Genomic DNA, 12,598 nt, shown 5'->3' on the forward strand with positions numbered 1-12,598 from the left:
ATATTGTAAATGATGAAAAGCATTTCAGAGCAAGCCATAATTTCAGCAAGGTCGCTTCGGACACTTCCCGATCATACATAAAAAACCGCGCAGGAGCACGGTTTCTATGGTATTTAATATCGTTGAATTCAAGATAACCATTTACATACACATTAGAGCAATTTGCCGTAATTTTCTTATCTAACGACAACAAAAGAGTCCGCCTTGTGCAGACGGACTTCTTCTGAGGGCTTATTTCGCTTCCGATCGAACCTCATCGAGCATTTTATCATTGAATCCGAACAGCCAAGTCAGTACAAAAGTTAGAGCCATCGCGGTCAGATTGCACAAAATGTAAAGAGGAAGCTGGCTGTTCAAGTATAACAGCGTACCTGGGATCACCGTAATCGCCATGCCCGTTGCCTCCAGTTGGAAGAGGGAAGCCATGAAACCGCCCACGCCACCGCCGATCAAGGCGATCACGAACGGTCTGACGTACCGGAGGTTGACCCCGAAGATCGCCGGCTCCGAAATTCCCAGCATGGCCGAGAATGCGGACGGCAGCGATAAAGCCTTTAGTTTTTTGTTTCTCGTCTTGAGTCCGACAGCCAGACAAGCTGCCCCTTGCGCTGCCATGGCGCTAGTCACGATCGCATTAAACGGATTGCTTCCCGTCTTCTCAAGAAGCTGAATTTCAAGGAAATTGAAAATATGATGCACGCCTGTGACCACAATAATCTGATTGAAGAAGCCGATCATAAGACCTGCAATGCCAAACGGCAGCTCCAGCAAGAAAGTCGTCGCGTTCAGAACCACCTCTTCCAGGGAGTGGAACACGGGGCCGATGGCGAACAGCCCGAGCGTAATCATTACAAGCAAGGTTAGAAACGGCGTAACGATCAAATCAATCGCTTCAGGAATGCGTTTTCGCAAAAATCTCTCGAATTTCGCGCCCAGCAGTCCAATGAAGAATGCCGGCAGAACCGAGCCCTGATACCCTACGACCGGAATGAAATCAAAAATCATGAGTGCCTCAGCCGAGCCGTTCGCCACGCTGTACGCGTTGGGAAGAGCCGGGTTCACCAGCATCAGACCAAGGACGATACCCAGCACGGGACTGCCCCCGAACACCCTGAACGCGGACCAGGCGACCAAAGCCGGCAAGAAAGCGAAAGCCGTATCCGTCAGCACCTGGGTGAAGAGCAGAAAATTAGCCGAGATATCATCCGGTGTCGCACCAAACCAGGCAAGCACGGTGTCCTGGGTCAGCAATCCCCGTAATCCCATGAACAAGCCAGTGGCGACTAGTACCGGGATAATCGGCACAAACACGTCACCGAACGTACGAATCGCCCGCTGGAACGGATTCCCTGATTTTTTCACTTCGGATTTCAACTCATCCTTGCTTGTGCTCTCCATTCCCAGGGATTCAACCGCTTCAAAAATCTGATTGACGGTTCCTGTTCCGAAAATGATCTGATATTGGCCGGAGTTGAAAAAAGCGCCTTTGACCTTATCAATATTTTCGACCTTCTTCTGGTCAATCTTCTTCTGATCGTGAACCATAATTCGCAGTCTCGTAGCACAGTGAGCAAAGGAAGCGATGTTCTCCCTGCCGCCGATGGCTTCCACTACCTGCCTTGCAATTTTCCGATTATCCGCTGCCATGTTCATTCATCCCCTTCTATATCTTTTACGGCTTGGGCAAGATCCCACTTCTTGACCTTCAAGCCGGCGCTGCCGTTTGTTGCGAAAAATCGTATATGACGGCTGTCCCGTTTTGGAAATATCCGACTCGTAAATACCTCTTCGCCATCATTAACGAACACCTCTGCCGAAGAAATATCCACAAAAAGATGAAATTTAATCGAGTTTGCTTTGGCATGCAGCATGCAGGTTCGTGTCGTTCCGTAATCACTTACAATCGTTGCACCCGATGATGAGCGATCCAGTGTAACCTTTTGCCTGAGAGCGTCATACCAGATGACCGTCCGCTCCGTTTCGCTTGCTCGAAATTCAATGCCAACGGCGTCCGCTTCGATCGCATGGAACTCGCATATCATCTCGAATACGGTCCCCTCAACTCCTGCATAACTCTTCACTTCGCTGTAAAGTGTATCCGCTGCTTCCATGGCCTTATCGCGGAGCACTTCCAACTCGGGGACCGGCTGCTGAATCAGCTTGCCCTCACGGAACGAGAGCGAACGCGGAAGAGTCAAACAATGCGCCCAGCCATGCGAGTCGGTTGGATAGACGACCTCCGGCATACCCATCCAGCCTACCATGATGCGCCGGTCTTGCTCGTCCAGCATGGTCTGCGGTGCGTAAAAATCAAAACCTCTGTCCAGCTCGTAAAAGGAGCAGTGTTCAAACTCCAGCGTACCCCGATCCAGCGGCTTGCCCGAGATGTAGCCGGATTGGTAAATGTTCCGGTATTCGTCGTCTTGCGGACTCAGCCCCTGCGGCGAAAACAGCAGCACGCCCCGTCCTTCCAGCTCAAAATAATCGGGGCACTCCCACATATAGCCGAAATGTTCAAGACGGGTTTGGATTTCCCCTTTGCAGGTCCAATCCAGCAAATCCGGTGATTCATATACGACAGCCGTTCCTGTCTGATCGCCCCTTTGGGCGCCGATAACGAACCGGTACATGTCTTCGTCTTTCCATACCTTCGGATCCCGAAAATGCTCGGTATATCCGTCCGGCACATGGTCGATCAGCGGCTTATCGAGCTTCGTGACCGATCCATCGCGGTTCATCACGGCCATGCATTGATAAGATTGCCTGTTCCATTCCTCATCCCGGGCATTTCCGGTATACATCAGATACAGTTTGTCGTCTTTCACGATTCCGCTGCCCGAGTAAGCGCCATAAGCATCCTGCGGGTGGCCAGGTTCAATGGCGATGCCTTGGTTTTGCCAATGCACGAGGTCTTTCGAGGATGTATGGTACCAGTATTTCAAGCCGTGATACGTACCCAGCGGAAACCATTGATAAAATAAGTGATATTCCCCGTTATAATAAGAAAACCCGTTAGGGTCATTCAGCAAGCCCATGATGGGCTGTATGTGAAACCTCTGCCTCCATTCGCTTAATTTCACTTTCTCCTTTAAGGAGGAAAGCTCTTCGGGAGAAGCCTGATCCAGGCGTCGGTATTTCAGTTCTCTGTCCATATCTCTTCTCCTTATAAATGGGCTTACTAAAAAAATCTAACTGATCATGCTATGCGTGAACATCAGCCTAACTCACCTGTAGTGGAACCGGTTCCAATCAGGAGTAAAAATAATGAACTCAGCTCCAATACCAGGCAAAAGCAGTATTGGAACCGGTTCCGTTATTTTCAGTATAAAATACCTATTTTAGATTGTCAACGCTTTCGCGATGAATCATATCGCAGCTCATAACCGTCAGGAAATCCACAGGCTCGTCGTTGACCAGCTTCATTATATGCTGTGCGGCGAGATGGCCCGCTTGGGAATATCCATATTTAACCGTTGTCAATCCAGGATGAATCACCTCGGTTACGTCGTATCCGCCAAATCCGGTAACGGAGAGTTCGTTCGGAATTTGAATGCCCTTCATATGAGCCGCTTTCATAACGCCTAACGCGATATTGTCAGTAGCGCAAACCACGGCAGTTGGCAGCGTTCGGTTCGACTCAAAAATGGACCATGCGGTCTTTACACCATCCGACATCTTAAATCCACTCTCATAGAGATCCGCTTTCGCCTCACTATCCTCGCTTACCGCTTTCAGAAACCCTTCCTTCCGCTGAACTCCGACAGCAACGTCTTGTTCCGTCACCCCGATATAGGCAATATGGCGATGTCCCTTGGACAGCACATACCGGCCCATGTCATAACCCGCGGCATAGTCGTTATAAATCATGCTGTGAACATCCTTATGCTGCTGTCCTAACAGGATGACAGGGATGCCGATCTCTTGAATCGCGGCAAGATGGGTATCCGTCACTTGAGTCGCAAATAAAATAATGCCAGATATTTTTTGCCTGGCGAGATCATACAGCGCTTCAATCTCCCTGGTTAAGTCCTGGCTTGCATTGATAATAAGAAGCTGATAACCGTGTTTCCTTAATTCTTCGTCCATGCCGGCAACGGTCTGCGATGCTGAGAATGAATCCAGACGCGGTACAATGGTGCCGATCATGCTGGTTTTCTTCGCTTTCAAGCTCTGTGCAAACGAATTCGGAATATAACCGGTTTCCTGAATGACCAGCTCAATTTTTTGGCGTGTTGCATTGCTGACGGAACCTCCGTTCAAGAAACGGGAGACCGTGCTTTTGGCAACCCCGGCTTTTTTGGCAATATCTGCAATCGTGTTCTTCATTCGGTGCTCCCGGGAGCCGCTTGCGGCGCTGCAACGAACAGTTGTTCCTCCACAGCTCCTAGTTGGGCAGCACAATGGATCATGTTTCGTTTGTGCATGAATCTCTCCCCTTCGTTTTCGCTTTTTCCTAACTATACCATGACGTCCAGGCATCCGTGAAATGGAGACTCCAAGCCTATTATGGCAGGAGCCATATCTTTTCCAAGCTCCAGACTCTTACTAGGAATGAACCGATTCGAAGGGGATTTATTCATGGGCGCATCTTAATTCATATGCAAATTGTCTGTGGTTTTCCTTCAGGCTTGCACGGTTCGCTCGGCCGATTCGACGGTATGCTTCAGCAATGTAGCAATCGTAACGGGGCCGACACCTGCCGGTACCGGTGTAATCGCAGATGCCACCTTCGCGCAGGCTTCATAATCGCAGTCGCCGATATTCCCTTTATTGTAGCCGGCATCCAATACAACGGCACCCGGCTTAATCCAGCTCCCTTGAATGAAATTAGGTTTGCCTACGGCCGCAACCACGATATCCGCCTGGGACACAAGCTCCCCGAGGTTCCTCGTTCTCGAGTGGCAGATCGTAACGGTAGCATTGCGATTGAGCAGCATCATCGATACCGGCTTACCCAGAATCGGACTGCGTCCGACCACCACGGCATGCTTCCCTTCGATCGGCAGATCATAATAATCCATAATCGCAATAATCGCGGCAGGCGTACAAGACGGATAATCGGCAAAACCAAACGCATTTTGCGAGAAACCGAGCGTGGTTACTCCATCCACGTCTTTTTCAATGGCTATGGCATCAAAAGCCGCCCGTTCATCGATATGATGCGGCACCGGATGCTGCAGCAGAATACCGTGGACATTCGGATCCTCGTTCAGCTCTTGTATCGCGGCGATCAGATCCTCAGTCGAGGTCGAGGTCTCCAGCACCACTTTCTTGGATATGATGCCAAGCCGCTCGCAAGCATTTCCCTTCATCCGTACATAGGTCGCCGAAGCAGGATCATCGCCAACCAGAATCGTTGCCAGACAAGGCGTTATCCCGTGCTGCTTCAATTCCTGTACCTTCACCGCCAGCTTTGCCTTAATATCATCGGATACCTTTTTTCCATCCAAAATTACGGGTTCCTTACTCATGCTAATCCGCTCCTTCGCCATTGTATTAAAAACATAAAGAGGCAAGGCGACTAATCGTCTCCTTACCTCTTGCCCAGGCGTACGGCATATGATCCTATGTGCTCCCTCTTGGTACCCCAAGCTACGCCAGTAACACACAGATAACTTTTTTAAATATACCACGACTTTGGACTTCGCGCTACCGGTCATGAAGTTCACCTATTAAATCGTAATCTTTTTGATTAATTTGCAAGAATCGAGTATGTTGCCGATGGTACAAGCATAGAATGTCCTAAGAACAATTCGCTCCAGGAGGCCTTGAATGAAATATCCGGTAATCTTCAAAATGCTGCCCTTCATGATTCCGCTTGTCTTCGTGATACCGGTCTTGACGATATGGCTGCAGAACGATTCAAGTCTAATATCAAGCCGTGACATACAGCAGGTAAAAACGGTTTTTACGGGCATTTTCCTTGAGGCGCTTCCTTTTGTGCTGCTTGGAGTGCTGCTGTCGTCCCTTCTTCAGCTGTTCGTTAAAGAACAGTGGGTGCGTCGGATCACGCCCAAAAACCCGGTCATCGGCGTCCTGTTCGCTTCCATGCTGGGGATCGTGTTTCCCATCTGTGAATGCGGGATGATCCCGGTCGTCCGAAGGCTGATGCTTAAGGGGATGCCTGCCTACATCGCTGTAACCTTTATTCTCAGCGGACCTATCCTGAACCCCATTGTGTTCGCTGCGACGTTCATGGCCTTCCGTTCGCATCCCGAAGTGACGATCGGCCGGATGGGACTGGCTTTTACAGTCGCGATAACGGTAGGTTTGCTTGTCTATGTTTTTTCAAGGAACAACCCGCTCAAGCGTTCCTTACAAGAGTTTTCCGAACAAGATTCCGCCGTTGGTGAACGCAAGCTGCACGAGCATCCCAAAACCTGGAGAAGCCTGTTTGTCCACGCCGGAGACGAATTGATCGAAATGGGCAAATACCTGGTTCTTGGCGCATTCCTGACAGCCTGCATCCAATCCTTCATTCCTAGAGAAGAGCTGCTGGCATTGGGGAACGGTCCCACCGCTTCTTACCTGTTCATGATGGGGTTTGCTTTCATCCTGTCCCTCTGCTCGACTTCGGATGCCTTTGTAGCATCGGCGTTCACGCACACCTTTACCGTAGGTCCGCTCGTATCCTTCCTCGTGCTCGGCCCGATGCTGGATTTCAAAAGCTTACTCATGCTGTCGACTACCTTCAAGACTAAATTCGTGATCGGTTTAAGCCTGCTGGTAATGACCCTTGTCTTTATCGGCTCTGTAGCCGTCAACGCTCTTTTGGGTGGATAGCTGCCTAAGGATGAAAGATTGACGAAAAACCAAACGAGATTACCGGGACCGTTTAGGATCATCAGGTATCCGCTTGAGATTGGAGGTGATTGGGAGGATGAAGTCCAGTTTGAGGATACGGATTCACTATACGCTCCGGTCGCTGCTTGTTGCGGCTCTCGCCGCTTATATCATGCATCTGAATGCTTCAGATGCGCTCGAATATTACCTAGCGCCACATATGCAGACCCTGCTGCTTCTCTGCCCGGTTCCGTTGTTGTTCATTGCATTCGGGATGATGTGGCATTCCCTTGCGGGCGATTCCGGAGAGGTATGTGATTGCGAGCATCCCCTGCCTGCCGGCCTTGTCAAAAACGTAACGGTATACGGGTTATTCACGGTGCCGCTGCTGTTTGGCCTGCTCCTGCCGGACCAAGCCCTGGGCAGCGATATGGCAGCCAAAAAAGGAATGATCTACACCTATCCGAATCCCGATGTACGGCGTAAGACCGATGACCGCAACACCGCCGCCTTTTCAGGCACGGATAAGCGATTACCCGGCATGGATCAAGAAGCAGAAGAAAATATCGCATTGAACGAACGATTCGTTGCCAAGGACATCTATAGTGTGGAGTTTGCAGAGCTTGCCAAGCGCTTATATACGCTGCCCGTCATTAAGGTGGAACCGGACATTTTCTCGGAAACCGTCGGGGCCATGGATATGTACAAAGAGCATTTTCAAGGAAAAACCATCTCGGTGCAAGGGTTCGTCTTCCGCGACGGACAGATGAATGAGGATACCTTTGCCGTTAGCCGATTCCTCGTGATGTGCTGCACGGCAGACGCCGTACCGTTCGGGGTTCTTGTGCGCGGCACGAATGCTGCGTCGTTCCCTGATGATACGTGGGTCCAGATTGATGGCACGATCCAGGTCGCCACCTTGAATGGTAAAGAGACGCTGCAAATTCAAGCGAAGCGGATTCAGCCGATCGAGCAGCCGGCATCCCCGTACATTTTCACGAATCCGGACTCCGTCGCGGAGTTTGACGAGCTGTATTCGAATGATAACGAGACCAAGGAGGAAATCAATTAATGAACAAGATACCCGTTGTATTGATTAGCGGATTTTTGGGAAGCGGCAAAACCACGCTGCTGCTCAGACTGCTGGAATATGCCGCCAAGCGGCAGTGGAGAACCGCCGTGCTTATGAATGAGATGGGCGAACAAGATGTGGATGGCGATACGGTCTCCGGCGAAATCCCCGATCTTCCGATTGAGAAGCTGCTCGACGGATGCATCTGCTGCACCAGACGAGAAGAGCTGGGTCAAGCATTACAAACCCTGTTAGATCAGAAGCCGGATCTCATATTCATCGAAACGACCGGCGTGGCGAATCCTGAACAGATTCTTGAGGATCTGCAGGATCCGTCCCTGGCTGACCGAATCTCAATCCAGCGCAAAATTGCCTTGGCCGACTGCAGGAAATTTCTCGAGTACAACAGCTTCTTTGCATCCAGTCGTGAACTGGTGCGTACCCTGCGGGGACAAATCAGCTTCGCGGATATGATCATCCTTAACAAGGCGGGGGACTGCGACGATAAACAGATCAACAAAGTCACGACCTCCATTAGAAAAATAAACACGACGGCAAGTCTGTCCGTAACCGACTACAGCCGTTTGGATGAAAATGAAGTGTTTTCGACGCTTCAGCTTCAGCCTCAGCTTGAGCCCTCTAATGACCCGAGCCATTCGTTTCCAACTTCGCAATGGAAGCCAGGAGATCTTGCGGATCTTACGCAAGACCAACCGTTGACTAATGATCACAGCAAGCATGCGCACCACCAGCCAGAGAGATCTGCCAATGACCATTCTAGCCATCTGCACGGAGAAGAGTCCGGACACAGCATCACATCCTTCACGGGCATGGATACCTTGACCTTATCTGCTCCATCCCCCTTCCCGCTTCAGTTGAGCGCGATCGAGACGTTTCTCGCTGCACTTGGCTCCAGCCTGATTCGGGCCAAAGGTTACATCCATCTCTCGACGGGGCCCTCTCTAGTTCAGTGGGCGGGTTCAGAGCTTGAATGTAAGCCAAGCACGCTGCAGCTGCAACGCGGATATCTTACGCTGATTGGCCATCGTCTGGATAAAAAACGCATGGTTCAAGAGTGGGAAGGCTTGCTCAGTGGCGTGGTGCAATGACAGCTGGATGGTTTGACAGACAGAGATATAGAAAAGGAGATCCTCGCAGGATCTCCTTTTTCGTTATCATTCTGATTAGTCCCTGGGATAATTCACTTCCATAATGTCCATAAAGGGAACCTTCGTAATGACGCCATTCTCTTTCATGTGCACCTTCCCTGTGCGGGAGTCCATTTGATCGATTTGTCCGCGGACTGCCTCTTCCCATCCCCAGACCGTCAGTACGATGACCGATTCTTCCTGGTAAGCTTCCGTAAGCTGATTTCCGAGCTCTTCCAGTACAAACTCATCTCTCGTGGGTCTCTTTGGAACTTTTGCTTTTGCCATAACCTCGCCCTCCTGATTTATGTTGTTCATGCATTAGCATTACATTCTCCATGAAAACAAATCTTTCCTCAAACCTATGAATTAGGAATCTACTTCCTATTATACATGAAATCCGATTCAGTTTTTTATGCAAAAGACTTGATTTTCAGAAAACAAAGGTATATGATTGACCCATCAAACATTGATGAGTCAATGAATTGAAGGGGGTCTTTATAATCGCTACGTGCCATACGGAAGACCTGCTGTACTTGCTGATGCATTTAAACAAGCATATTTCGACCCGGTTTGAACGCTGTGCTGGAGTTAGTCCCAATCGGCTCGAACTCCTATGCAAACTGACGGGGGGCCAAATTAGCCAATCGGATTTGCAGAAGGCCGTGTCTATTGATCCAGCTGCGGTGACCCGTCATGTTCAGCAGTTGGAAGCGGAAGGAATACTTCTCCGAACCAGATGTGAGAATGACAACCGGATTACGTTGGTTCAGCTAACTGAAGTGGGCAAAAGTAAAGTAGCAGCGTTTAAGGCGGAGAAAGATCGCTTTATGGAGGAACTGCAGGCAGACCTCACGGAATCAGAACGACTTGCGTTTGTTCAAACTCTACAGAAGCTGAACAGCCAGATTCAACTAATGAAAGAACCAAGTAAGACCAATTAACTTATAGAGATTAAAGGAGAGAATATCATGACTGTAACTTCCCTAAACAATAATTATAAAGAAATTATTACTTCCCGTCGCTCTGTGCGGGTATACGACCCATCGGTCAAAATCAGCCGTGAAGAAATGACTGAAATTTTGGAAGAAGCGACTTTGGCTCCGTCATCCGTTAACCTTCAGCCTTGGAGATTTCTTGTCGTTGATAGCCCCGAAGGTAAAGCGACGCTTGAAGAGCTTGCACCAGGGAACAAAACGCAAGTTTCAACTTCCTCCGCTGTCATTGCTGTATTTGGAGATATGAACGCATTCGACAATGCAGATGAAATTATGGGTAGCGCCGTGGAACGCGGTTATCTGCCACAAGAGATTAAAGATCAGATGATGGCAAACTATACCGATCTCTTCGCACGTATTCCGGCACAGTCTTTCCGTGAAATGATCCTTATAGATAGCGGCTTGGTTTCCATGCAGCTTATGCTTTCTGCTCGTGCCCGTGGATATGACACGAACCCCATTGGCGGATACGACAAATCCCGAATTGCAGAGGCATTTGGTATGGAGAAAGAACGTTATGTGCCGGTAATGCTCATCTCTGTAGGTAAAGCTGCCAAAGAAGCGCGTTTGACGACCCGTCTTCCTATTGATCGTATTGCAGAGTGGAAGTGAGGTCATAGCGATGATTATTATTCATGCAGAAATGAAAGTAAACCGTGAACTAGAGGCGGAATTTCTGGAATCCGTAAAAGAACTTATTGAGGCATCCCGCGCGGAACAAGGAAATGAATCGTACAAGCTGCTTAAAGATACGGAGCAGGATAACACGTATCTCATGGTTGAGCAGTGGAAAGACCAGGAAGCTGTGGGGCTCCACAATGCAAGCAGCCATTTTCAGGCATTTGTAGCTAAAGCTCCAAAATACCTGACAGCTCCGCTAAATGTCCAAGCATATGCTGGCCAACCGATAAACAAATAATGAACAGACTGCAGTCACGTTTAAAAAGCCAACTCGTTCAGACGAGTTTGGCTTTTTTTATTAAATGGATATATCCCTATTTTCCTCGGATTCTATCTTATAAACTCTCCCATAAAAAAGTCCCCTTTAAGTAAACTGTATCGTCTGTAGCGTCTTCTTCTGCACAGTCTACTCAAAGGAGAACGTATCCTAAAACTTACAGCGATAGCTCTTCGATAGCCATCCATGGCAGCGGATTGTTAAAGGTCGACCAATCCAGCTGCATTTCCTGATCAGTCAACAAACATTCGTCCAGCTCCCGCTCGATTCGTGACTGCTCCATCCGTATCCCGATCATCACAAGCTCGGTCATCCGATCCCCCCAGACGCCATCCCATTTTCGCTGCACATCCGGCTCACTCTGAAGCAGCTCCCGCTGCTCCTGCTCGGTTAAAGCAGCCACCCAATAACCTGCAGGCCCAAACTGAATGGAAGGTCCCGCCTGACTTAGACTTGCCGCAACATCCTCACGCACAGCCAGCCAAGCGATCCCTTTCGCGCGTACGACCTCTTCCGGCCAATCACTCATGAAATCAGCCAGCCGCTCCGGATGGAACGGTCTTCTTCTCCGATAAACAAAAGAGCTGATGCCGTATTCATCCGTTTCCGGCACATGCTCTTCCTTCTGAAGCTCCTGAATCCAGCCGGGGGACTGACTGGCTTTTTCAAAATCGAATAAACCGGTATTCAGAATTTCCGCAGGGGCGACTTGTCCCTTCACAGTACGTATGATTTTTGCGCTGGGCTGAAGCTTACGAAGTATGCCTTCCACCTTGGCCAATTCGTCTTCGCTTACCAAATCGCATTTGTTCAATAGGAGTACATCACACATTTCGATCTGGTCAATCAACAGATCCACGACTTCCCGTGTATCCTCTTCGCCCAGCGCTTCCTTCCGATCTAGCAGGCTTTGACCCGAAGAGAAATCTTTCCAGAAACGGTTCGCATCCACAACCGTCACCATACAATCCAGCCGGGCTAGGTCGGACAACTGGACGCCGGACACCTCATCCGGATAGACAAAGGTCTGCGCAACGGGCACGGGCTCGCTAATCCCCGTCGATTCAATGAGAATATAATCAAACCGGTTCTCCTGTACCAGCTTCTGAACTTCCTGTACCAGATCTTCCCGGAGCGTGCAGCAGATGCAGCCGTTAGACATTTCAACCAGCTTCTCATCCGTTCGGGACAGGCTTCCTTCCCCTCGAACCAAATCCGCATCAATATTCACTTCGCTCATGTCATTTACAATGACCGCAACCTTCAATCCATCACGATTATGAAGCACATGATTTAGGACCGTCGTCTTGCCTGATCCGAGGTACCCGCTGAGCACTGTGACAGGAATCCTATTGTTACTATTCATCTATTGAACTTCCTCCATTCCTTAATCGTAATAATTACGATTTATACGGTATGATATTATCTCTCCTCACTTAAATTGTCAATGCTTCCATTCAAAATTATCTGATAAACATAATAATCCCCCAGCATTCATTCACCGGAGTTTCTCTTATGATCTAAGATCACAGCGAATGCATTCTACAGGTGCAGCATGGGATTAAGCTTCAATTTGCCTTGTTATACGCAGTTTCGAATGCCGCATTCATGAAATCATCTCATAAATATCCCTTTACAG

12 protein-coding genes and 1 riboswitch are annotated in these 12,598 nt (G+C 49.2%); of the genes, 6 read left to right on the plus strand and 6 right to left on the minus strand.

Annotated features, from left to right (window positions below; genetic code table 11):
• Window positions 1-231: 231 nt before the first annotated feature.
• From MKY82_RS20275 to MKY82_RS20290, 4 genes are all read right to left on the minus strand, one after another.
• Window positions 232-1,653, minus strand: coding sequence for a sucrose-specific PTS transporter subunit IIBC (locus MKY82_RS20275; protein WP_339294244.1), 1,422 nt, complete (start codon window positions 1,651-1,653; stop codon window positions 232-234).
• On the minus strand, window positions 1,650-3,152 hold the full coding sequence (locus MKY82_RS20280) for a sucrose-6-phosphate hydrolase (protein ID WP_339294245.1): 1,503 nt from the start codon (window positions 3,150-3,152) through the stop codon (window positions 1,650-1,652). Before MKY82_RS20280 ends, MKY82_RS20275 begins: the two co-directional genes overlap by 4 nt.
• Window positions 3,153-3,333: 181 nt before the next feature.
• On the minus strand, window positions 3,334-4,326 hold the full coding sequence (locus tag MKY82_RS20285) for a LacI family DNA-binding transcriptional regulator (protein WP_339218090.1): 993 nt from the start codon (window positions 4,324-4,326) through the stop codon (window positions 3,334-3,336).
• A 296-nt stretch (window positions 4,327-4,622) separates the two neighbouring features.
• Window positions 4,623-5,471 carry a tetrahydrofolate dehydrogenase/cyclohydrolase catalytic domain-containing protein gene (locus MKY82_RS20290; RefSeq protein WP_339294246.1) on the minus strand — a complete coding sequence of 283 codons (849 nt, stop codon included), beginning with the start codon at window positions 5,469-5,471 and terminating at the stop codon, window positions 4,623-4,625.
• Window positions 5,472-5,535: 64 nt separating this feature from the next.
• A riboswitch (ZMP/ZTP riboswitch) is annotated at window positions 5,536-5,615 on the minus strand.
• A 157-nt stretch (window positions 5,616-5,772) separates the two neighbouring features.
• Between MKY82_RS20290 and MKY82_RS20295 the strand changes: the two genes are divergently transcribed.
• The 3 genes from MKY82_RS20295 to MKY82_RS20305 all read left to right on the plus strand — a co-directional run bounded on the left by MKY82_RS20295 (window position 5,773) and on the right by MKY82_RS20305 (window position 8,964).
• Window positions 5,773-6,783 carry a permease gene (locus MKY82_RS20295; RefSeq protein WP_194543362.1) on the plus strand — a complete coding sequence of 337 codons (1,011 nt, stop codon included), beginning with the start codon at window positions 5,773-5,775 and terminating at the stop codon, window positions 6,781-6,783.
• 97 nt (window positions 6,784-6,880) lie between these two features.
• A complete protein-coding gene (locus MKY82_RS20300) occupies window positions 6,881-7,855 on the plus strand; it encodes a TIGR03943 family protein (RefSeq protein WP_339294247.1) in 975 nt (324 codons plus the stop codon).
• Window positions 7,855-8,964, plus strand: a complete 1,110-nt coding sequence (locus tag MKY82_RS20305; RefSeq protein WP_339294248.1) for a GTP-binding protein — start codon at window positions 7,855-7,857, stop codon at window positions 8,962-8,964. Before MKY82_RS20300 ends, MKY82_RS20305 begins: the two co-directional genes overlap by 1 nt.
• 75 nt (window positions 8,965-9,039) lie before the next feature.
• On the opposite strand, the gene MKY82_RS20310 is transcribed toward MKY82_RS20305, so the two are convergent.
• Window positions 9,040-9,291 (minus strand): YolD-like family protein, encoded by a 252-nt coding sequence (locus MKY82_RS20310; protein WP_113061102.1) that lies wholly within the window; start codon window positions 9,289-9,291, stop codon window positions 9,040-9,042.
• 197 nt (window positions 9,292-9,488) lie between these two features.
• Between MKY82_RS20310 and MKY82_RS20315 the strand changes: the two genes are divergently transcribed.
• The 3 genes from MKY82_RS20315 to MKY82_RS20325 are packed head-to-tail and all read left to right on the plus strand — an operon-like array spanning window position 9,489 to window position 10,920.
• Complete coding sequence (locus tag MKY82_RS20315; RefSeq protein ID WP_194543365.1) at window positions 9,489-9,947, plus strand: MarR family transcriptional regulator; 459 nt, start codon at window positions 9,489-9,491, stop codon at window positions 9,945-9,947.
• A 27-nt stretch (window positions 9,948-9,974) separates the two neighbouring features.
• Window positions 9,975-10,613 (plus strand): nitroreductase family protein, encoded by a 639-nt coding sequence (locus tag MKY82_RS20320; RefSeq protein WP_071220352.1) that lies wholly within the window; start codon window positions 9,975-9,977, stop codon window positions 10,611-10,613.
• A 10-nt stretch (window positions 10,614-10,623) separates the two neighbouring features.
• A complete protein-coding gene (locus tag MKY82_RS20325) occupies window positions 10,624-10,920 on the plus strand; it encodes a putative quinol monooxygenase (protein ID WP_339218094.1) in 297 nt (98 codons plus the stop codon).
• 196 nt (window positions 10,921-11,116) lie between these two features.
• Here MKY82_RS20325 and MKY82_RS20330 read toward each other — a convergent pair whose 3' ends face one another.
• Complete coding sequence (locus tag MKY82_RS20330; RefSeq protein WP_339294249.1) at window positions 11,117-12,325, minus strand: GTP-binding protein; 1,209 nt, start codon at window positions 12,323-12,325, stop codon at window positions 11,117-11,119.
• Window positions 12,326-12,598: the final 273 nt, after the last annotated feature.

This window comes from Paenibacillus sp. FSL W7-1279 (assembly GCF_037969845.1).
Lineage (GTDB): Bacteria > Bacillota > Bacilli > Paenibacillales > Paenibacillaceae > Paenibacillus_AQ.